The sequence below is a fragment of the Ralstonia sp. GX3-BWBA genome (genome assembly GCF_003290055.1).
In the GTDB taxonomy this organism is placed as follows: domain Bacteria; phylum Pseudomonadota; class Gammaproteobacteria; order Burkholderiales; family Burkholderiaceae; genus Ralstonia; species Ralstonia holmesii.
This window is the reverse complement of sequence record NZ_QMKS01000009.1, coordinates 540231-561003: the sequence shown is the minus strand read 5'-3', so window position 1 is coordinate 561003 and position 20773 is coordinate 540231. Positions and strand designations below refer to the sequence as shown.

Annotated in this window: 16 protein-coding genes; 6 read left to right on the top strand and 10 right to left on the bottom strand. The window is 63.5% G+C overall.

Going from position 1 to position 20773, the window contains the following annotated elements; translation table 11 throughout:
- Window positions 1-25 precede the first annotated feature (25 nt).
- Window positions 26-1831, bottom strand: coding sequence for a peptidase S1 (locus DOD19_RS10220; protein ID WP_200869039.1), 1806 nt, complete (start codon window positions 1829-1831; stop codon window positions 26-28).
- Window positions 1832-2435: 604 nt separating this feature from the next.
- Between DOD19_RS10220 and DOD19_RS10215 the strand changes: the two genes are divergently transcribed.
- The gene (locus tag DOD19_RS10215) at window positions 2436-3023 is read left to right on the top strand and encodes a malonic semialdehyde reductase (RefSeq protein ID WP_024976149.1); all 588 of its coding nucleotides are present in this window, start codon (window positions 2436-2438) and stop codon (window positions 3021-3023) included.
- Between the two features lie 60 nt (window positions 3024-3083).
- Here the strand turns inward: DOD19_RS10215 and nth are convergent, their stop codons facing one another.
- On the bottom strand, window positions 3084-3728 hold the full coding sequence (gene nth / locus DOD19_RS10210) for an endonuclease III (protein ID WP_112185319.1): 645 nt from the start codon (window positions 3726-3728) through the stop codon (window positions 3084-3086).
- Between the two features lie 13 nt (window positions 3729-3741).
- Complete coding sequence (gene rsxB, locus DOD19_RS10205; RefSeq protein WP_024976148.1) at window positions 3742-4572, bottom strand: electron transport complex subunit RsxB; 831 nt, start codon at window positions 4570-4572, stop codon at window positions 3742-3744.
- Window positions 4573-4712: 140 nt separating this feature from the next.
- Between rsxB and DOD19_RS10200 the strand changes: the two genes are divergently transcribed.
- Window positions 4713-5408 (top strand): TetR/AcrR family transcriptional regulator, encoded by a 696-nt coding sequence (locus DOD19_RS10200; RefSeq protein ID WP_024976147.1) that lies wholly within the window; start codon window positions 4713-4715, stop codon window positions 5406-5408.
- Window positions 5409-5480: 72 nt separating this feature from the next.
- On the opposite strand, the gene phaZ is transcribed toward DOD19_RS10200, so the two are convergent.
- Window positions 5481-6752 carry a polyhydroxyalkanoate depolymerase gene (gene phaZ / locus DOD19_RS10195; RefSeq protein ID WP_112185317.1) on the bottom strand — a complete coding sequence of 424 codons (1272 nt, stop codon included), beginning with the start codon at window positions 6750-6752 and terminating at the stop codon, window positions 5481-5483.
- 204 nt (window positions 6753-6956) lie between these two features.
- Window positions 6957-8153: an amino acid aminotransferase gene (locus DOD19_RS10190; protein WP_024976145.1), complete on the bottom strand. Its 1197-nt coding sequence runs from the start codon at window positions 8151-8153 to the stop codon at window positions 6957-6959.
- Between the two features lie 336 nt (window positions 8154-8489).
- Between DOD19_RS10190 and uvrB the strand changes: the two genes are divergently transcribed.
- Window positions 8490-10580 (top strand): excinuclease ABC subunit UvrB, encoded by a 2091-nt coding sequence (uvrB, locus tag DOD19_RS10185; RefSeq protein WP_024976144.1) that lies wholly within the window; start codon window positions 8490-8492, stop codon window positions 10578-10580.
- 163 nt (window positions 10581-10743) lie between these two features.
- On the top strand, window positions 10744-12825 hold the full coding sequence (locus DOD19_RS10180) for a recombinase (protein ID WP_112185315.1): 2082 nt from the start codon (window positions 10744-10746) through the stop codon (window positions 12823-12825).
- Between the two features lie 2 nt (window positions 12826-12827).
- Here the strand turns inward: DOD19_RS10180 and rbsK are convergent, their stop codons facing one another.
- From rbsK to DOD19_RS10155, 5 genes are read right to left on the bottom strand one after another with little or no spacing between them, the layout of a single operon-like run.
- Window positions 12828-13793: a ribokinase gene (gene rbsK / locus DOD19_RS10175; protein ID WP_024976142.1), complete on the bottom strand. Its 966-nt coding sequence runs from the start codon at window positions 13791-13793 to the stop codon at window positions 12828-12830.
- 38 nt (window positions 13794-13831) lie between these two features.
- Window positions 13832-14872 carry a LacI family DNA-binding transcriptional regulator gene (locus DOD19_RS10170; protein ID WP_024976141.1) on the bottom strand — a complete coding sequence of 347 codons (1041 nt, stop codon included), beginning with the start codon at window positions 14870-14872 and terminating at the stop codon, window positions 13832-13834.
- Window positions 14873-14890: 18 nt separating this feature from the next.
- Entirely contained in the window at window positions 14891-15898 is a 1008-nt protein-coding gene (locus DOD19_RS10165; protein WP_112185313.1) for an ABC transporter permease, read from the bottom strand.
- Window positions 15888-17468 (bottom strand): sugar ABC transporter ATP-binding protein, encoded by a 1581-nt coding sequence (locus tag DOD19_RS10160; RefSeq protein ID WP_112185311.1) that lies wholly within the window; start codon window positions 17466-17468, stop codon window positions 15888-15890. The genes DOD19_RS10165 and DOD19_RS10160 overlap by 11 nt, the downstream gene beginning before the upstream one ends.
- Before the next feature lie 29 nt (window positions 17469-17497).
- The gene (locus DOD19_RS10155) at window positions 17498-18457 is read right to left on the bottom strand and encodes a sugar ABC transporter substrate-binding protein (protein WP_112185309.1); all 960 of its coding nucleotides are present in this window, start codon (window positions 18455-18457) and stop codon (window positions 17498-17500) included.
- A 422-nt stretch (window positions 18458-18879) separates the two neighbouring features.
- On the opposite strand from DOD19_RS10155, the gene iscR reads away from it, so the two are divergent.
- Window positions 18880-19473 (top strand): Fe-S cluster assembly transcriptional regulator IscR, encoded by a 594-nt coding sequence (gene iscR / locus DOD19_RS10150; RefSeq protein WP_024976137.1) that lies wholly within the window; start codon window positions 18880-18882, stop codon window positions 19471-19473.
- A gap of 74 nt (window positions 19474-19547) precedes the next feature.
- Window positions 19548-20765 carry an IscS subfamily cysteine desulfurase gene (locus DOD19_RS10145; protein ID WP_024976136.1) on the top strand — a complete coding sequence of 406 codons (1218 nt, stop codon included), beginning with the start codon at window positions 19548-19550 and terminating at the stop codon, window positions 20763-20765.
- Window positions 20766-20773 lie beyond the last annotated feature (8 nt).

Below are 20773 nucleotides of genomic sequence, written 5' to 3'. Positions count from 1 at the left end.
GGTTTTGCTTTCTGCCTTGAGGCGATTACTTCTTCTGCCCGGCCGGCAGGCGTTGCAGGCTCTGCACCCGCATCAGGGCCGGACGATCGGCCATCACGCCATCGTAGAACGAAGCGAGGTCACCCTTGAGCGCGGTGCGCGACGCATCGTTCAGATAGATCATGTGGCCCGACGGGTAGTTCTTGATCGTCAGGTTCTTCGCCTTGAGCGTCGGGTCGAGCGGCATTTGCGCCAGCGTCAGCTCGGTCTGGTGGAACGGCGTGACGGCGTCGAAATAGCCGCTGGCCTGCAGCACCTTCAGGTCGGGATTCAGGCTCATCGTCGAGGCGAGGTCGCCGGCGGTGTACAGCGTGTTGCCACCGCCCTTGTTGGCGCCCGTCGGGTCGATGTGGCTGAAGTCCCAGTTGTTGAACACGGCGTCGTTCAGGTCCACGAACGAGGAGGTCGACGTGTACTTGAGCTGGGTGTTCAGGTAGCTGTTCCACAGCACCGTATACGCGCCACCGATGTTCGAGATCGACGGATCGTTGCTGCCCGAGTTCGGCAGGATGAACGGCGCGATGCCCTGGCCCGTGTAATTGGCGCGGCCGTCATACTGGCCGATCTGGATGCCTGGGTTGAGCGTCAGGAAGAACGTGTACGGCGGGTTGTTGTTCTGCGACGGTACGTTGCCGAGCGCCGCCGGATTGCCGAACGTCTGGATCAGCGAGACCGGATCGGTGCCGATGTACGAGCCCATCGTCTGCGCCGTCGCCAGGTTCAGGTTCAGGCGCACGTTGACGAAGCCGCCATCCGCGGCGCTCGGCGCTTGCGCCAGCGGTGCGAGCGTGTTGTCGGCGTAGTTGCGGGCCTGGACCATGTAGCTGTCGAGATCGGTCGGTGCCGGGTTGAGTGTCGTCTTCTTCCAGTAGAAGGCATCTGCGGCGAGTGTCGGGAAGGTGCCGACGGCCGAGAGCGCATTCGCGTAGTCGAGAATCGACGATTGCAGCGTGATCCCGTTCAGTTCGATACCGTCTTCATGGAGCACCCACGACAGCACCGCACTGCGCGCCGTGCCATACGACTCACCGTACAGGAACTTGGGCGAATTCCAGCGCGAGTTCTTGGTCAGGTAGCGCTGGATGAAGCGGTCGATGGAATGCGCGTCCTGGTCGGTGCCCCAGAAGTCTTTGTTCTTGGCCGGTGCAATGGCGGCTGAATAACCAGTGCCGACCGGGTTGATGAACACGAGGTCGGAGCGGTCGAGCAGGCTGTCCGGGTTGTCGGGCAGTTTGTACGGCGCCGGCGGCGTGAAGTTCGGGAACGACGACTGCAGGCGCTTAGGCCCGAACGAGCCGAGCAGCAGGAACACCGACGACGAACCAGGGCCGCCGTTATAGAAGAACGTCACCGGACGCGGTTTCGAGGGGTCCGGGTTGTCCTGCGTGTACGCCACGTAGAACATCGTCGCGTTGGATTGCGACGTAACCGGGTCGATGGTCGTCAGGTGGCCGGCGGTGGCCGTGTAGGCGATGCTCTTGCCACCGATTGTGACTGTATGGTGGGTGATGGCTGCGCTCTCGCCCGGGTCGGCAGCCAGGGCGTCGTTGGGCCCGGTGCCGTAGACGTTCGGGTCGACGTAAGGCTGGTCGGGCGGCACGGCGGCCGTCACCGGCTGGGTGGTTGCGTTGCCGGCGTTGGCGGCAACGCCGCTGGGGTTGGCCGTGGCGGACGAGTCTCCGCCGCCGCAACCCGCCAGCAGCACGGCTGACAGCGCCGCAGCCGCAAACGATACACCAAGGGTTCGAGACAATCCTGCAAAATCACTGGTCGATAACCTGGATTTTTTCATGGCGATAATGGCCTTCTTCAGGGTGACGAACGACATCACTTAAAACGCTTAGTTTTAAGTGGGCTCCATATTCGTTTTGCGTTTTTTCATTTCTCTGTGGCGCGAAACGAATATTCTGATTTCCCGCCTTGTCCGCGGAAATTAATTCAATTGCTTTTTATTGGGCAAAAGAGGCCCCTGAAATCCGAGGGGATTTCAAAAAGAAACGACCTTGGGATAAAGCCCTCAGGGGTTTGCGCAAAGCCTGGGAGGGGCTGTGCGAAAACGTGGGGATGAATGCGGCCACGCACCTGTTTTAAAACCAGGCGCGAATCCGATACGTCCAACCCTGCGGGTAATACAATGACGAACCAAAAAGTAGTTCGTAAGCAAACCGTTGTAAAGGGCTCTTTTTCATTGCGTGCGATGGGCTGTAAAAATCACCATGCCCATGCCATGGCGCGTCGCAATAAGTGCGATTAAATACAAACAAGGCATGCCGTTTTTTCTAAAGCATCTGTGCCCTGGCGGGTGCCGGATGTCCATCCGGGGCGTGCAGGTGTCCGGCGCGCGCGGAAACAGCGCATTACAATGCGCTCCTCAACTCTTTCCGGAGCACCTTGCAATGCCGATGCTTGAACCGTCCGTGCTGGACCAACTGTTCCACGCAGCCCGTACCCACAACGTGTGGCTGGATAAGCCGGTCGACGACGAACTTCTGCACACGCTGTACGACACCGTGAAGTACGGCCCGACTGCCGCCAACAGCACGCCGGCCCGCTTCGTGTTCGTCAAGAGCGCGGCCGCCAAGGAGCGCCTGATTCCGTGCATGTCGGCCGGCAATCAGGAAAAGACTCGCCAGGCGCCCGTGGCCGTGATCGTTGCGTATGACACGCAATTCCACGAGCAACTGCCCAAGCTGTTCCCGCATACCGATGCGCGTTCCTGGTACGCCGGCGATCAGGCCAAGATCAATGCGGCTGCGCTGATGAACGGCTCGCTGCAGGGCGGCTATCTGGTGCTCGCCGCGCGTGCCCTGGGCCTCGACTGCGGCCCGATGGCCGGCTTCGATGCCAACAAGGTGAACGAGACGTTCTTCCCTGATGGCCAGTGGAAGGTCAACTTCATCATGAACATTGGCTACGGCGACGCCGAAAAGCTGCATCCGCGCAACCCGCGCCTGTCGTTCGAAGAGGCGTGCAAGATCGTTTGATCGACAACTGGTCGCGCAAAGAAAACGGGGACTCGCTTCAGCAGCGGCGGTCCCCGTTTTTTATTCCTTCGGCGCCGGTGTCTTCGGCCTGAATTCGCACAGTGGCTCGATGGCGCAATGCCAGCACTCGGGCTTGCGCGCCTTGCACACGTAGCGCCCATGCAGGATCAGCCAGTGGTGCGCGTCCTGGCGAAACGCTTCCGGCACCACCTTCAGCAGTTTCAGCTCGACTTCCAGCACGTTCTTGCCCGGTGCCAGCCCGGTGCGATTGGCCACGCGAAAGATGTGCGTGTCCACGGCAATCGTGGGTTCGCCGAAAGCCGTGTTCATCACTACGTTGGCCGTCTTGCGGCCCACACCCGGTAGTTCTTCCAGCGCGGCGCGGTCGCGCGGCACTTCACCACCGTATTGGTCGAGCAGGATGCGGCACGTCTGCAGGATGTGCTTGCACTTGGTGCGATACAGCCCGATGGTCTTGATGTATTCGGTGATGCCTTCCTCGCCCAGCGCCAGCAGCTTGGCGGGCGTATTGGCCTCCGGGAACAGCTTGCGCGTCGCCTTGTTCACGCCAACGTCGGTCGCCTGCGCCGAAAGGAGCACCGCAATCAGCAACTCGAACGGCGTGGTGTATTCCAGCTCGGTGGTCGGCGTCGGGTTGTTCTCGCGCAGGGTCTCGAAGATGGCGTGGCGCTTGGTGGGATTCATCGTCGGGCAGGGTTCAGGGTTTGTCCGCGTCGGGTTTGGTGCCGTGTTCGATCTGGCTGGCGATGCGTTTGCGGCGCGCTTCGGCCTCGTCAATCTGGGCTTGCACATCCGCCGACACGTCGGTCACGTTGCGCGGACCTTGCCCGCGCGCGGCCATCTCGGCCTGCTTCTGGCGCGCGCGTTCAATCGCAGCCTGGATGATCGCCTTCTTGCGGGCCTGTGCGGCGAGTTCGGCGTCGTCAGCCGGTTGTTCGGCGCTGACGGCAGCGAGTTTGGCCGCGGCCTTGGCGGCAAGGCGCGCTTCGTTTTCGGCTTGTTCGCGCTTGAGGCGTGCGTTGCGGAAGACGTAGCGGTCCCGCGCGACATCGGCTTGCTGCTGGCTCCAGGCGTCCCAGCCCGTTCGTTCGCCGGTGACGGGGATCATGTCGATGCAATCGACGGGGCAGGGCGGCACGCAGAGGTCGCAACCGGTGCACCAGTCTTCCAGCACCGTGTGCATCGCCTTGGGCGCACCAACGATGGCGTCGACCGGGCACGCTTGAATGCACAGCGTGCAACCGATACAGCGTTCCGGGTCAATGACGGCGACGGCACGAGGCTGCTCGATGCCGTTGGAAGGGTCCAGCGGCAACAGATCACCTGTGCGGCCGAGCGCGTCGGACAGCCGGCGGACACCTTCCGCGCCGCCGGGTGGGCAGCGGTTGGGTAGCGCCTCGCCGTTGGCCATGGCTTCAGCGTAGGGGCGGCAGCCGTTGTAGCCGCACTTGGTGCATTGCGTTTGCGGCAGGAGGTTTTCGAGCCGGTCGGCCAGGGATGCGGCCACTGCGGGGACCAAGGAAACCACGATGGGACTTGTCGTTTGAATAGCCTGCCATTATCGCCGATTTGGCCCCCGCGCAAGGCGTGCATGCCCTGACATCGCATACGGCGGGCATGTCTTAACCCTATGACATAATTCCTGCGTTCTAAACGGACCGACGTGCCATGCCGTCTCACCCAGCCGCGCCCATCGCCGACATCGAAGTCGATGCTCATGGCGAATCCGCCGCACCCCGCACGCGTCGTGACCCCGCCGGCACGCGCCGACGTATCCTTGCTGCTGCCATCGAAGAGTTTTCGCGGGGCGGCTTTGCCGGCGCCCGCGTCGACGCCATCGCCCGCCGCGCTGAGACCAATGAGCGCATGCTGTACTACTACTACGGCAGCAAGGAAAAGCTTTTTCTGACCGTGCTCGAACACATGTATTTCCGCTTCAAAGAGGCGGAGGAGCAGGTGCAGATCGAGTCGTCGGACCCGCGTGAGGCAGTCATTCAGCTTGCACGGTTCGTCTGGGACTTCTATTACGAGAACCCCGAGTTCATCCGTCTGCTCAACAGCGAAAACCTGCACGAGGCACGGCATCTGAAGACGTCGCCGCACCTGGTCGAGCTGGTCAATCCGGTCATTGATGTGCTGCGCGGCGTGGTCGAGCGTGGCCAGCGCAGCGGCATCTTCCGAGAGGACGTCGATGTGTCGCGCCTGTATCTGACGATCTCGGCGCTGGGTTATTACGTGCTGTCCAATCGCTACACGATCAGCGCCGTCGTGGGCCGCGACATTGCCTCTGCCGACGAGCACGAAGCCTTCGCGCAACTGCATATCAAGATGTTGCTGGCGTATCTGGATCGGCCCAAGGACTGATCGGCTGAAGCATCGTCGCGTGACAAAAAAAAAGCCTCGCGGGTGCGAGGCTTTTTCTTGGATGCTTAAGGCTTACGCGACTGCTTTGATGCGCGGAGCGCTCTCTTCGTTGCGGCGAATGAAATCACGCAGTTGCGGATACACCTGCTCGCGCCAGCGGCGACCCGAGAAGATGCCGTAGTGGCCGCACTTGGGCGCCGTCAGGTGCTGCTTGCGCGCGGTGGGGATACCGGTGCACAGGCCATGCGCGGCTTCGGTCTGACCGCTGCCGGAGATGTCGTCCAGCTCGCCCTCGATGGTGAAAAGCGCGGTGCTCTTGATGTCCTGCGGGCGCACCGGCTTGCCTTCCACCACCCACGTGCCGTTGGCAAGGTGGAATTCCTGGAACACGTCGCGGATGGTTTCGAGGTAATACTCGGCCGCCATGTCGAGCACGGCGTTGTACTCGTCGTAGAAGCGCACGTGGGCTTCAGCGTCTTCCGTGTCGCCCTCGATCAGGTTCAGGTAGTAGTCGTAGTGCGATGACAGGTGGCGGTCCGGGTTCATCGCCACGAAGCCGGCGTGTTGCAGGAAGCCCGGATAAACCTTGCGGCCGTGCCCCGGATAGTTGGCCGGCACCGTGTAGATCACGTTGTTTTCGAACCAGCTGTGCGACTTGTTGGTCGCCAGCGAGTTGACCGCGGTCGGGCTCTTACGCGCATCGATCGGGCCGCCCATCATGGTCATCGTGCGCGGCGTCTTCTCGCCGTCCGAGGCCATGAGCGAGATGGCGGCCAGTACGGGCACGGTCGGCTGGCACACCGAGATCACGTGCAGCTTGTCGGCACCAATGTGATCGATGAACTCGCGGATGTAGTTGATGTAGTCCGACAGGTGGAAGGCACCTTCTTCGGTTGGCACCATGCGAGCGTCGATCCAGTCGGTCACGTACACCTTGTGATCCTGCAGCAACGTGCGCACGGTGTCGCGCAGCAGCGTGGAGTGGTGGCCCGACAGCGGCGCGCACACCAGCACGATCGGCTCATCCTTGAGCAGCTTGATGGTCTCGGCGTCGTCGGCGTAGCGCTTGAAGCGGATCAGGCGGCAGAACGGTTTCTCGACGATGGTCTGTTCGACGATGGGAATGTCGCGGCCGTTGGATCTGACGGAGCGAATGCCGAATTCCGGCTTCTCGTACTCCTTGCCCAGGCGGTATAGCAGTTCATAGCCCGCGGCGTAGCGTTGCGCGCCGGGCATCAGGGACAGCGGACTCAGTGGGTTGGTGAAGGTCTTGGCGGTCGCTTGGGCCCAAGCCGTCATGGGGCTGAGCAGGGCGCGCTGGAATTCATGAAGCTGGTAAAGCATGGCTGGACCGGTCTCTGGTGGCGGGGGCGACGCAAACGATTATGCACCTAGGCGCATGTTACTGCGATGCAGCATAAACCCTGATAACAGAGTGTTGCGTGGCTCTATGATGCGCCCGTGTCAGTCTAGTCCCATGCAGCAAAAAAGCGGCCGAAGCCGCTTTTCTTTTTGCAATTGCACCTAAGGCGTGACGCCTACCGCACCTTACAGGACGTCAGCGATGGCGTTCACCACGGCGTCGATGTTGTGCGTGTTCAACGCGGCCACGCAGATGCGGCCGGTCGACACAGCGTAGATGCCATGCTCGTTGCGCAGGCGATCCACTTGCGCGGAGGTCAGGCCCGAATACGAGAACATGCCGCGCTGGGCTTTCACGAACGAGAAGTCGGTCTTCACGCCCTTGGCGGCCAGCTTGTCGACCAGTGCGTTGCGCATCGACTTGATGCGGTCGCGCATTTCGCCCAGTTCCTGTTCCCACATCGCGCGCAGCTCGGGGCTCGTCAGCACGCTGGCGACGATCGTGCCGCCGTGCGTCGGCGGGTTCGAGTAGTTCGTGCGGATCACACGCTTGACTTGCGACAGCACGCGGGTGGCCTCGTCCTTGCTGGTCGTCACGATCGACAGTGCGCCGACGCGCTCGCCGTACAGCGAGAACGACTTCGAGAACGAGCTGGAAACGAAGAACGGCAGGCCCGATTCAGCAAACAGGCGCACGGCCAGGCCGTCTTGCTGGATGCCGTCGGCAAAGCCTTGGTAGGCCATGTCGAGGAACGGAATCAGGTTCTTGGCCTTGATGACTTCCACGACCTGCTTCCACTGGTCGGTGGTCATGTCCACGCCCGTCGGGTTGTGGCAGCAGGCGTGCAGCACGACGATCGTGTTCGGCGCGTAGCTGTTGAGCGAATCCATCATGCCGGCGAAGTTCAAGCCGTGCGACGGGGCATCGTAGTACGCGTAGTTGACGACTTCGAAGCCGGCCGACTCGAACAGCGCGCGGTGGTTTTCCCAGCTCGGGTCGGAAATGGCGACCTTGGCGTTCGGGTACAGGCGCTTGAGGAAGTCGGCGCCGATCTTCAGTGCGCCGGTGCCGCCCAGGGCTTGTGCGGTGACGACGCGGCCTTCGGTGATCAGGGGCGATTCAGCGCCGAACAGCAGCTTCTGCACAGCCTGGTCGTAGGCGGCAATGCCTTCGATCGGCAGGTAGCCACGCGGGGCAGCGGCGGCCAGGCGGGCCTTTTCGGCTTCCTGCACGGCGCGCAGCACCGGAATTTTCCCTTCGTCGGTGAAGTACACGCCCACGCCCAGATTCACTTTGGTGGTGCGGGTATCGGCGTTGAAAGCTTCATTCAGGCCCAGGATGGGATCGCGCGGAGCCAGTTCGACGGCGGAGAAAAGCGACATGAGATGTCTCGATCGGTTGGTTCGGAATTCGGTGGGATCTTGCAGGCGGTGCGGCATGGGCTCCGGGGCGGGTCGCCCGGCGCCTGATGTACAACGAGGCGCGCACGAAGATCGATTGTACCGAATACAGGCTCTAATCGCCCGAAAAATCCTTGCAGAACAGGCGCCTAAAGCGTTTGAACGGCCAATACAGATGTGCGGGTCCGGCTGTCCAAACGATTGCTCGGGCTGCACGCTACACTAGACGATTGGTTGCAATTGCCGCTGCCGTCCTCACTTTCTGAGGGCGTGCGAGTCACTTTGTCGACTTACTGCGCTGCCATCCTACCCGCCGCCATGACCGATCTGAGCCAAGTCCCCAGCCCGCACGATGAGTCGAAGTTTGTGACTTTCGAGGGCTCGCCGTTCCAGTTGTACCAGCCGTATCCGCCGGCCGGCGACCAGCCGGAGGCGATCCGCCAGCTCGTCGAGAACATTGGCGACGGCCTGTCGTACCAGACCCTACTGGGCGTGACGGGCTCGGGCAAGACCTTCACCATGGCCAATGTGATCGCCCAGGTGGGGCGGCCCGCCATTGTCTTTGCGCCGAACAAGACGCTGGCGGCGCAGCTGTATTCGGAGTTTCGCGATTTCTTCCCGCGCAATGCGGTCGAATACTTCGTCTCGTACTACGACTACTACCAGCCTGAAGCCTATGTGCCGCAGCGCGACCTGTTCATCGAGAAGGATTCGTCGATCAACGAGCACATCGAGCAGATGCGGCTCTCCGCCACCAAGAGCCTGCTGGAGCGCCGCGATGTGGTGATCGTGGCTACCGTGTCGGCCATTTACGGTATCGGCAACCCGAGCGAATACCACCAGATGATCCTGACGCTGCGCGCGGGTGACAAGGTCAGCCAGCGTGACGTGATCGCACGCCTGATCGCCATGCAGTACACGCGCAACGAGACGGATTTCCAGCGCGGTACGTTCCGCGTGCGTGGCGACACGGTCGACATTTTCCCGGCCGAGCACGCCGAGATGGCCGTGCGCCTGGAGTTGTTCGACGATGAAGTCGAATCGCTGCAACTGTTCGACCCACTGACGGGGCGCGTGCGGCAGAAGATTCCGCGCTTCACGGTGTACCCGTCGAGCCACTACGTGACGCCGCGCGAGACCGTGCTGCGCGCCATCGAGACCATCAAGGCCGAGCTGCGCGAACGGCTCGATTTCTTCTACAAGGAAAACAAGCTGGTGGAAGCGCAGCGGCTGGAGCAGCGCACGCGCTTCGATCTGGAGATGCTGCAGGAGCTGGGCTTCTGCAAGGGCATCGAGAACTATTCGCGCCATCTGTCCGGCTCCGCGCCGGGCGAACCGCCGCCGACGCTGGTCGACTACCTGCCGCCCGATGCGTTGATGTTCCTCGATGAATCGCACGTGCTGATCGGTCAGCTCAACGGCATGTACAACGGTGACCGCGCGCGCAAGGAAACGCTGGCCGAATATGGCTTCCGACTGCCTTCCGCGCTCGACAACCGGCCGCTCAAATTTGCTGAGTTCGAGACCAAGATGCGGCAGGTGACGTTCGTGTCTGCCACGCCGGGGGATTACGAAAAGAAGACGGCTGGCACGGAAGTCGTCGAGCAGGTCGTGCGCCCCACAGGCCTCGTCGACCCGACGATCGAGGTGCGCCCGGCCACGACGCAGGTCGACGATCTTCTGTCTGAGATTCACGTGCGCGTCGAAGCTGGCGAGCGCGTGCTGGTGACCACGCTCACCAAGCGCATGGCCGAGCAGTTGACCGAGTTCCTGTCGGAGAACGGCGTCAAAGTCCGCTACCTGCATTCGGACATCGACACCGTGGAACGCGTGGAGATCATCCGTGACCTGCGCCTGGGCACGTTCGATGTGCTGGTCGGTATCAACCTGCTGCGCGAGGGGCTGGATATTCCCGAGGTGTCGCTCGTGGCGATTCTGGATGCCGACAAGGAAGGTTTCCTGCGCGCCGAGCGCTCGCTCATCCAGACGATCGGCCGCGCCGCGCGGAACGTGAACGGCACCGCCATCCTTTATGCCGATCGCATGACCGATTCGATGAAGAAAGCGATTGGCGAAACCGAGCGCCGCCGTGCCAAGCAGATCGCTCACAACGAGGAGCACGGCATTACGCCGCGTGGCGTCGTCAAACGCATCAAGGACATCATCGACGGCGTGTACAACGTCGATGATGCGCGCGCCGAACTGAAGGCCGCGCAAGAGGCCGCCAAGTACGAAGATATGAGCGAGAAGCAGGCGTCCAAGGAAATCAAGCGCCTGGAAAAACAGATGCTCGACCACGCCAAGAACCTCGAATTCGAAAAGGCGGCGGCGGTGCGCGATCAGCTTGCGAAGCTCAAGTCGCAGCTCTTTGGCGCGAGCGGCGAAGACCATATCGTTCCGGCTGCCTGAACTGCACGGCCACTTGCGTTGTCGGATTCCCGCCTTGCCGTAGGCGGCGGGGGTTGCTGTTGGCACCATTTCAGATCAAATTCAGGCGCCGCGCGTCGCCTGACCGGGGAATCGGCACGTGCTGCAGCGCTCGACTGCACGCGTCCGCCATCAAGGGAGTTCGATGTTCAATTTTTTGCTTAACCCGTGGCGCAAGTGGCGCGCTTCCCGGCACGCCAGCCGTCAACTCGATGCCATCCTCGCCCAGTTCGAACCCACGCGCAGTCTGGCCGAACGCAATGAATGGCTGATCGAGCTGGCTTACTGGCTGCGCCGGGCGGAGCGGCCCGTTGGTGCCGCATCAGAGTCTTGGCGCTATGCACGTCTGCGCTATCTGCTGCAGGTGCTGGAGAACAATCCGGCCCTGGCCGAACGCGTCGGGCAGACATTGCGCAGCATCGTGCAGGACAACGATCCGGTGTCGCTGCTGTGCGATACGGGGTTGTCGTCACGCTCGGGTTTCTGGAGCGAGTTGATCGACCGCTGGCAGGTGCGCTTGCTGCCGCCAGCACCCAATCAGCCGCAGCTGGCAACGTTGTTTGCACTGCTGTTTGTGGGGCCGACCGATGCTCAGTGGGTGGATGGCCTGGACGACGAACTGGTCACGCGCCTTTACGCGCTGTTCCGCGCGGGGATGACCGACGCCGATCATGCTGCTGGCCAGACACGCCTGGAGCGCAGCCTTGGCATCGGCATACAGATCCTGATCAGCCAGGTCCGTGCGGCGGGTTTGTCGCGCGGTATCCGCAGCCGCATGGACCATGCGGAACTCACCGATTCTCCGTTCTATCTGCTGGCCGACGCAGCCAACGCGATCTTCCTGGAACGACCCAACACGGAGCTTGCGAGCCCCGCGCGGTTCCTGCAGGAACTCAACTACTTTCGCGCCGTGCTGGACCGCTGCCGCACGGCTACGACCGGCGTGTATCAGCATCTGGACGAGAACGGCGTCTCGGTGGAAGTCGTGTTCCAGGTCGAGCGCATGAAGGCGTGGCTGGGCCGCATCGATTTGCTGCTCACGGCATGGGCGGACACGCAGGGCTCGCGTCGCTTCGTGCATATGACGGCCGAGCTGGTGTCGGCCAGCCAGCATCGCCGCAGCGTGGGGTATCTGATCCGCTCCACGTTTGCTGATCTGGCGCGCAAGGTGGTCGAGCGCTCTGCGGAGAGTGGCGAACACTACATTACCCGCGACGGCAAGGAATACGGCGCGATGGTCAAGGCTGCAGCCGGCGGCGGCGTCATTACGGCGGCCACGGTGTACATCAAGTTCTTCATCACCGGGGCGCATTTGTCGCGCTTTACCGAAGGGTTGTTCGCGTCGATCAACTATGCGGTCAGCTTTCTCGGCATCCATTTCGCGCATTTCACGCTGGCCACCAAACAACCCGCCATGACGGCCCCTGCGCTGGCGCACCGGCTCGACCAGGTGGGCCGCCAGGAAGGGTTGGACCGCTTTGTCGACGACACGGTCGCCATGATCCGCTCCAACGCGGCGGCGATTGCGGGCAATCTTGTGGCCGTGGCGCCGGTGGCTTTCCTGGTGCAGTGGCTGGCCGGGCGTTTCTTCCATGCCGATCTGATTTCGGCAGCGAAGGCGATGGCGACCATCGATTCGTTCTCGATTCTTGGGCCGACGCCGCTGTACGCGATCTTCACGGGCGTGTTGCTGTGGGCGTCGAGCCTGGCGGCGGGTTGGGCCGACAACTGGTTCGCGCTGCATCGTGTGCATGACGTGATTGCCTACCATCGGCGCTTGCGTTTCATGGTCGGCACGCAGGGCGCGCAGCGCGTTGCCAGCTTCTGGAAGCGCAATCTGTCGGGCATTGTCGCCAACGTGTCGCTGGGCTTCATGCTGGGGCTGGGGCCCGAGATCCTGTCCTTCTTCGGCCCGCATATGGAAGTGCGTCACGTCACGCTGTCGACCGGTGCGGTGGCAACCGCCGTGGGCGTGCTGGGCCCCAGCGTGATGCATACGGCGCCGTTCTGGCTGGCCGTGGCCGGCATTGCGCTGATGGGTGTGCTGAACGTCCTGGTGTCGTTTGCGCTGGCCTTTAACATGGCGATGCGCTCGCGCAACCTGCGCGGGGTCGATCGCAAGCGCGTGACGAGTGCCGTGTGGCGCCGCATCTTGCGCGATCCGCTGTGCCTGCTGGTGCCGCGTGCCCCGACTGTGAGCACGCCGCCCAGCAGCACGCCGGTCTAGGTCTAGTGGGTTGCGGGCGCGGCAGGCGCGCCCAACTCGCTGCGGAACGGAATGGACGGCTGCGCGCCGAGCCGCGTGACTGACACTGCCGCCGCAGCTTGCCCGAATTCGATGGCCGTATCGGGCGCTACGCCTTCCGCCAGTGCCGCTGCCAGCGCGCCGACAAACGTATCGCCGGCAGCCGTGGTGTCGATGGCGTGCGCGATCGGTGCCGGCATCAACAGGCGCGACTGCGCATCTACGTAAGCCACGCCGCGCGCCCCCAGCGTGACGATCACGTGCCGCGCACCTTGTGCATGCAGATCAGCGGCGGCATCCAGTGCGGCTTCGGGCGAATCGACGGTGCGGGCTGTCAGTAGCGCGGCTTCGGTTTCGTTCGGGATCAGGAAATCGCAGGCCGCAATCCATGGGGTGGGCAGTGGGCCGATGGCAGGCGCCGGGTTCAGGATGACCGTTTTGCCAAGCCGCTGCCCGAGCTTGAGCGCGCACTCCACCGCATCCGGCGGAGATTCCAACTGACAGACGATCACGCGTGCGCGTTCGAACGCAGCCCGCTGCGCTTCGATCATGGCTGGCGTCAGCAATTCGTTGGCGCCGGCCACGATGACGATGGTGTTCTGGCCACTGTTGGCCACGGTCACACAGGCGATGCCGGTAGCCGCCCCGGCGTGCACCGACACCATCGACGTGTCCACGCCCTCGCGGCGCAGGCCGTCGCGCAGTGCGGTGCCGTATGGGTCGTCACCGACGCAGCCGAGCATGGCGACACGCGCCCCCAGGCGCGCAGCCGCCACGGCCTGGTTGGCGCCCTTGCCGCCCGGGATGGTTTCCAGCGCAGGCGCAGCAACCGTTTGCCCGGGACGCGGCAAGCGCGGCGTGCGGATCACGAGATCCATATTCAGGCTGCCGACGATCAGCACGTCGGCAGCAGAGTGGGCGGAAGAGGCGGAAGGGCGCTTGGCCACCATGGCAAAAACTACGTTGAAAGCGTGAAAGGAATGCGGGATCAGGCTGCGCGGGCTGGGCGTTCGGGTTCGGCCGTCGACTCGCGCAAAGACAGGCGTGGCGGCAGCACGATGCGGCGCGCACGGTGCTCTTCCACAGGATGGCGCAAGGCGTTGTCGCCGAGGTGTTCAAGCAGCGTCTGCGCGGTGGTCTCGCCCAGCTGGCGGATCGATTGGCCAACCGTGGACAGCGCCGGATAGACGTAGCGGCTCAGTTCGATGTCGTCAAAGCCCATCACGGACAGCGCCTTCGGCACGGGAATGCCCAGTTCCGCCGCGGCGCGCAGCGCACCGATGCCCATCAGGTCATTGCCGGCAAAGATGGCCGTGGGCATCTCGCCTTCGGTCAGCAACTGGCGTGCGGCGCGGTAGCCGCCGGGGCTGGTGAAATCGCCTTCGGCAATGCGGGCGGAGGCTTCCGGCACGCCGGCTTCGCGTAGCGCTCGGTGGAAACCGGCCAGGCGCTCTGTCGTCACGCTCAGTGCCGACGGCCCGCTGATGCAGGCGATGCGGCGGTGGCCGAGGTCCAGCAGATGCTTGGTCGCCATGTAGGCGCCTTCTTCATGATCGACCTGCACCTGATCGGCCTGGATGCCTTCGGTCGGGCGGTCGACCATCACGATGGGCAGAGCGGATTCACCAAGCGCTTCAACCAATGCCGTGTCCGGCCCGGCGCTGCTGACGATGATGCCGTCGACGCGTTTTTCCATCAGCACACGCAGGTAGTCGCGCTGCTTGCGGGGGTCGTCGTCGGAATTGCAGAGGATGACGCTGTAGCCCGCGGCGGCGCACACATCTTCAATGCCCCGCGCCAACTCCGCAAAGTACGGGTTGGTGGCGGTGGGCACGAGCACGCCAATGGTGCGCGTAGTGCGGTGTTTGAGCGAGCGCGCCACGGCGCTGGGCACATAGCGCGTAGCTCGGATGGCTTCTTCCACGCGTTTGCGCGTCTCCGCGTTGACCGGTCTTGTGTTGTTGATGACGTGCGAGACGGTGGTGAACGAAACTCCGGCCAATGCGGCCACGTCCTTGATGGTTGCCATGACGATCTCCTCTGTCTCTTAATGTTGCTTGCTGCGGTTGCGCTTGCTGCGATAGGTATCCATGACCACGGCCGCGACGATGACCGCGCCCGTGATGATTCGTTTGGTGGGCTCGGAGGCGCCGATCTGTGCGAGGCCCGATTCGAGCACCGAGATGATCAGCACGCCGAACAGCGTGCGCACGACCGAGCCGCGCCCACCCATCAGGCTCGTGCCGCCGATCACCACGGCCGCGATCACCTGCAGTTCCATGCCCACGCCGGCGTTCGGATCGGCCGCTTCCAGGCGCGACACCTGGAACAGCGCGGCCAGGCCCGAGAGCAGCCCCATCAACGCGAACACCGCAATCTTGTAGGGGCGCGGATTCACGCCCGCCAGCCGTACGGCTTCTTCATTGGTGCCGATAGCCACGAGGTATCGGCCGAACACCGTGCGCACCAGCACGATCTGGCCAACGATCGTGATGACAATCGCAATCAGGAACGACGGCGCAATGCCCAGCGCGATGGGGTTGGCCAGCCAGTCGACCGCGCTGCCGATGTACACCGTGCGCGAATCGGTGAGGCTGTAGGCGAGGCCGCGCGCCATTTCCAACACACCCAGTGACACGATGAACGACGGAATACCCCAGTGCACCGTGACCGATCCGGTCAGCATGCCCGCCGCCGTTGCCAGCACCACGCCCGCCAACGCCGCCGGCAACAAGCCCCAGCCGAACTGGGTCATGGCAACGGACAGCACCGAAGCCGCCAGCGCCAGCACCGAGCCGACCGACAAATCAATGCCGCCGATCATCAGAATGAACGTCATGCCCACGGCCATCACCAGCAGGTCGGGGATCTCGTTGGCGATGGTGGTGAACGTGGGCAGCGAGAAGAACGTCGGCGACAGCGTGCTGAACAGCACCAGCATGGCGACCAGCGCAGCGAGCAACCCGCCGATGGTGCCGAGCGACATGCCCAGCGCCGCGCGCGTGCCGGCAGCCGGTGTGGGCGGCGTCGGGGGCAGGGTGGAATCAGAGCGCATCTGCGGTCTCCGAGGGCGATTGTGATGCACGTGAATCGGATTCGCCCGATTCACCAAAAGCGGCGGCGAGCAGCGCGTCCTGGCTCCAGCCGTCGCGTTGGAAGATGTGTGTCAGTCGCCCGGCGCGCATGACGCCAATGCGATCACACAGTTGCATGAGTTCGCGCAGATCGCTCGACACCACGACCAGCGCCTTGCCTCGCGCGGCCAGCGCGTCGAGCAGCGTATAGATGTCGAACTTGGCGCCGACATCCACGCCTCGCGTCGGCTCATCGAATAGCAGCACGGGCGTGTCGCGCTCCAGCCACCGGGCAATCGCAACCTTCTGCTGATTGCCGCCGGAGAGTTCTCCGACCGGTTGCTCGGGCCCAGCGCAACGGATGCGCAATGCGCCGATGTGCCGCTGCGCCAGCGCACGCTCGCGCGCCGGTTGCAGCCAGCCGCGCTTCGTGACGGTGGGCATGTTGCCCAGCGCGATGTTGGTCGCGATGGGCAGGCTCAACATCAGGCCTTCGTCCTTGCGGTCTTCGGTGAGCAAGCTGATGCCGTGACGTACCGCGTCGCCGGGCGAACGGATGCGCACAGGCGCCAGCGGCGAGCCGACTTCGACGGTGCCCGCATCCGCGCGGTCCGCCCCGAAGATCAGCCGCAGCAATTCCGTGCGGCCCGCACCCACTAGGCCGGCGATGCCGAAGATCTCTCCGGGCGCCACGTCGAAGCTCACATCGCGCACGGCTGGCGCACGCGTCAGACCGGTCACCCGCAGCGCCGGCGAGCCGTCACCAAGCCACGGCTCGCGCGCGGCCCGTTGCGTTTCGGATGAGGCGGCCACGTCGCGGCCGACCATCGCTTGGATGAGTGCGTCCTGCGTGACCGTGGCCGCCGGTGCATCGGTGACCAGCTTGCCGTCACGCAGCACAACGATGCGATCGGCAATGCGCGCCAGTTCGTCCAGGCGGTGGGAGATATAGAGGATGGCCACGCCCTCGCGGCGCAGGGCGTCGATGCGCTCGAACAGCGTGGCGCTTTCGTGCGCGCTCAGCATCGCCGTCGGCTCGTCGAGGATGAGCACCCGGCATGCGCTGGCCAGCGCGCGGGCAATCTCGATCATCTGCCGGTGGCCGATGCCGAGCGTGTGTACGGGTGTCCAGGGATCGAGGTCCAGACCAACGCGTGCAAGCGCCTGTTCGGCCCGATGGCGCAGCGCAGCGCGATCCACAAAACCCAGCCGCCGGGGCAGTTCGCCGAGGAACAGGTTCTCGGCCACCGTCAGCGTGGGCACCATGCTCAGCTCCTGCAGCACCATGCGCACGCCCAGCGCTTCGGCAGCGCTGCGCGAATCGGGTGCGTACAGCGTGCCGCCCAGCGTCATGGAACCCGACGTCGCCGTCTCCAGCCCGCAGAGAATCTTGGAAAGCGTGCTCTTGCCGGCGCCGTTCTCCCCCGTGAGCGCAAGCACCTCGCCCGCGTGCACGTCGAGATCGATATCTCGCAGCACGGGGGCGGCGTAGTGCTTGCTGACGGCGGAGACGCGCAGCAGCGGCGGGCGCGGTTCGTAAGCGGCAGACATGGCTGGCGGCGGCTTGCCGGTCTGTGGCGTTACGTACGCGTGACGAGGTTGACCGGTGTCTCGACGACACCCGACAGCTTCGCCTGCGGCGTCTTGGCGGCCAGCGCCTTCAGGGCGGTCTCGATGCCGTAGACGGCTTGCTGATCGGCGTGCTGATCAGCAGTGGCAACGACACGCCCATCAGCCAGCATGGCCTTGATGGCGTCGATGTTGTCATAGCCGCCAATCAGCACCTTGCCCAGCTTGCCCGCCGCGCGCACGGCCGATACGGCGCCGATGGCCATGTTGTCGTTGCCGCACAGCAGGGCCTTCAGGTCAGGTTCTGAGCGCAGCATGGCGGCCGCCACCTTGTTGCCCTTGTCGATTTCCCATTCGCCCGATTGCACCCCCGCGATCTTCAGCTTGGCGGCTTCGGCCGCATCCCTGAAGCCGGCGGTGCGCTGTTGCGCGTTCGTCGTGGTCGGAATGCCTTCAATAATGCCCACGGCATCGCCCGGCTTGAGCGACTTGGCAACGAAGTCGCCCACGAGTCTTGCCCCCTTGCGGTTGTCCGGCCCCACGAAGGGTACGTTGAGCCCTTTCTCCTTGAGCGCCGCCGGGTCCAGCCGGTTGTCGATGTTGATGACGAGAATGCCCGCGTCCACGGCCTTCTTGACGACCGGCACCAATGCCTTGGAGTCGGCCGGCGCCAGCACCAGCGCATCCACACGCGCGACGATCATCTGCTCGACCAAGCGGATCTGGCCGGCAGTGTCGGTTTCGTCGCGAATGCCGTTGGTCAGCAGCGAGTACTCCGACGCGTGGTCCTTCTGATGCTTGCGGGCGCCGTTCTCCATGGTCAGGAAGAACTCGTTGGCGAGCGACTTCATGACCAGCGCCACTTTGGGCGGCTGGTTGGCGGCGTACGCCAGCGAAAACGGGAACGGCAGAGCTGCAGCTACGGCAGAGCCCGCGCTAAGTTGCAAGGCGCGGCGACGGCGGATATCCATGGTGTCTCCTCCAGGAAGGGGCCTGTCTGGGGCGGGTGGGTGCGGGCATCGTTACTTGTCACGCCATAAGGCGTTCCTAAGGGCAATCGCGCCTCGCTCTTCGCAAACGTTTGCGTATCTGACAGTCTCGGCTACCGCGTAACAGAAGTCAATCAAATTGCGCTTTTCACCGCATAAGGAAAAACCCGCAGTGACGGCGCCTTCGCGACGGCCCCGCAAGTTGCGCCGCGGGAGTGGCGTGATAGCCCTATCGAACGTGGTTGATTGTTTTAGTCCACAATACGGCCTGCCGCGTGGCCATCCCGGTTTCCGGGCTCTGCAAATCCCCTTGCTGCGACGCGGAATCCCCCGACACCTTAGTTGACCGATTTTGTCGGGTTCCTTTATACTTGAGCAAAACGATCAGGTATTTCCCCGACGCCATGAGATTGACCACCAAAGGCCGCTTCGCGGTCACCGCCATGATTGACTTGGCGCTGCGCCAAGAACAGGGTCCGGTCACGCTGGCTGGCATCAGCCAGCGTCAGAAGATTTCGCTGTCGTATCTGGAGCAGCTGTTCGGCAAACTGCGCCGCCACGAAATCGTGGAAAGTGTGCGCGGTCCGGGCGGCGGCTACAGCCTCGCGCGCCGTGCCGACGACGTTACCGTTGCCGACATCATCATCGCCGTGGACGAGCCGCTGGATGCCACCCAATGCGGTGGCAAGGGCAACTGCGGCGGCGAAGAGCATGTCGGCGGTCACACAGGCCGCTGCATGACGCACGATCTGTGGGCCACGCTCAACCAGAAGATGGTCGAGTATCTCGATTCGGTATCGCTGCAGAACTTGGTCGATCAGCAACGCGAGCGTCAGCCCGAAGTGATCCAGGACATGCGTGAAGCACGTCCGGCCCGCCGCGAACGCGCACCGACACGCGCCCGCGCCGTCGACACGTCTGCCACCACGTCGGTGGCCGCCGAGCCGGTCAAGCGCCCGCCGCTGGTCAACTCCGTTTTCAGTCTGGCGCAGTCGTGATTGCGTCAGCGTGAGGCCGGCCACGACGCCAGCCCCACACAAGAACATCGCCCCCCACACAAGGCAGACAAGATATGAGCACCCCGCAACTTCCCATCTACATGGACTATTCCGCGACGACGCCGGTGGACCCGCGCGTCGTCGACAAGATGATTCCGTACCTGCGTGAGAGCTTCGGCAACCCGGCCTCGCGCAGCCACCCGTTTGGTTGGGAAGCCGAGAAGGCCGTCGAAACCGCGCGCGAGCAGGTTGCAGCACTGGTGAATGCCGACCCGCGCGAAATCGTCTGGACGTCTGGCGCTACCGAGTCCGACAACCTGGCCATCAAGGGCGCTGCCAATTTCTACAGCAGCAAGGGCAAGCACATCATCACCGTGAAGACCGAGCACAAGGCTGTGCTGGACACGACGCGTGAGCTGGAGCGCCAGGGCTTCGAAGTGACGTATCTGGACGTGAAGGACAACGGCCTGATCGATATCGAAGTCTTCAAGCAAGCCATTCGCCCCGACACCATTCTTGCGTCGGTGATGATGGTAAACAACGAAATCGGCGTGGTTCAGGACATCGAGCAGTTGGGCGAGATCTGCCGCGAGAAGGGCGTGATCTTCCACGTGGATGCCGCCCAGGCCACCGGCAAGGTGGGCATCGACCTGCAAAAGCTGAAGGTCGACCTGATGTCGTTCTCGGCCCACAAGACGTATGGGCCCAAGGGCATCGGTGCGCTGTACGTGCGCCGCAAGCCGCGTATCCGCATCGAAGCGCAGATGCACGGCGGTGGCCACGAGCGCGGCATGCGTTCGGGCACGCTGGCTACGCACCAGATTGTGGGCATGGGCGAGGCCTTCCGCATCGCCAAGGAAGAAATGGCGACCGAGAACGAGCGCATCCGCATGCTGCGTGATCGCCTGTATCGCGGCCTCAACACGATGGAAGAGGTGTATGTGAACGGCGACATGGAAGCCCGTGTGCCGCACAACCTCAACATCAGCTTCAACTTCGTCGAAGGCGAGTCGCTGATCATGGCCATCAAGGACGTCGCCGTGTCGTCGGGCTCGGCCTGCACGTCGGCATCGCTGGAACCGTCGTACGTGCTGCGTGCGCTGGGCCGCAACGACGAACTGGCGCACAGCTCGATCCGCTTCACGGTGGGCCGTTTCACCACGGAAGAAGAGGTCGATTACGTGGTCGAACTGCTCAAGAACAAGATCGGCAAGCTGCGCGACCTGTCTCCGCTGTGGGAGATGTACAAGGACGGCGTGGATCTGAACAGCATTCAATGGGCGGCGCACTAAGCGCGGCG

What these genes read in the sequence shown, in the direction of transcription:
- iscR (WP_024976137.1), top strand. Translation starts at nt 18,880, where the DNA reads ATGAGATTGACCACCAAAGGCCGCTTCGCGGTCACCGCCATGATTGAC.
- DOD19_RS10215 (WP_024976149.1), top strand. Translation starts at nt 2,436, where the DNA reads ATGCCGATGCTTGAACCGTCCGTGCTGGACCAACTGTTCCACGCAGCC.
- DOD19_RS10200 (WP_024976147.1), top strand. Translation starts at nt 4,713, where the DNA reads ATGCCGTCTCACCCAGCCGCGCCCATCGCCGACATCGAAGTCGATGCT.
- DOD19_RS10145 (WP_024976136.1), top strand. Translation starts at nt 19,548, where the DNA reads ATGAGCACCCCGCAACTTCCCATCTACATGGACTATTCCGCGACGACG.
- uvrB (WP_024976144.1), top strand. Translation starts at nt 8,490, where the DNA reads ATGACCGATCTGAGCCAAGTCCCCAGCCCGCACGATGAGTCGAAGTTT.
- DOD19_RS10160 (WP_112185311.1), bottom strand. Translation starts at nt 17,468, where the DNA reads ATGTCTGCCGCTTACGAACCGCGCCCGCCGCTGCTGCGCGTCTCCGCC.
- DOD19_RS10170 (WP_024976141.1), bottom strand. Translation starts at nt 14,872, where the DNA reads ATGGCAACCATCAAGGACGTGGCCGCATTGGCCGGAGTTTCGTTCACC.
- nth (WP_112185319.1), bottom strand. Translation starts at nt 3,728, where the DNA reads ATGAATCCCACCAAGCGCCACGCCATCTTCGAGACCCTGCGCGAGAAC.
- rbsK (WP_024976142.1), bottom strand. Translation starts at nt 13,793, where the DNA reads ATGGTGGCCAAGCGCCCTTCCGCCTCTTCCGCCCACTCTGCTGCCGAC.
- DOD19_RS10190 (WP_024976145.1), bottom strand. Translation starts at nt 8,153, where the DNA reads ATGTCGCTTTTCTCCGCCGTCGAACTGGCTCCGCGCGATCCCATCCTG.
- DOD19_RS10165 (WP_112185313.1), bottom strand. Translation starts at nt 15,898, where the DNA reads ATGCGCTCTGATTCCACCCTGCCCCCGACGCCGCCCACACCGGCTGCC.
- phaZ (WP_112185317.1), bottom strand. Translation starts at nt 6,752, where the DNA reads ATGCTTTACCAGCTTCATGAATTCCAGCGCGCCCTGCTCAGCCCCATG.
- DOD19_RS10180 (WP_112185315.1), top strand. Translation starts at nt 10,744, where the DNA reads ATGTTCAATTTTTTGCTTAACCCGTGGCGCAAGTGGCGCGCTTCCCGG.
- DOD19_RS10155 (WP_112185309.1), bottom strand. Translation starts at nt 18,457, where the DNA reads ATGGATATCCGCCGTCGCCGCGCCTTGCAACTTAGCGCGGGCTCTGCC.
- DOD19_RS10220 (WP_200869039.1), bottom strand. Translation starts at nt 1,831, where the DNA reads ATGAAAAAATCCAGGTTATCGACCAGTGATTTTGCAGGATTGTCTCGA.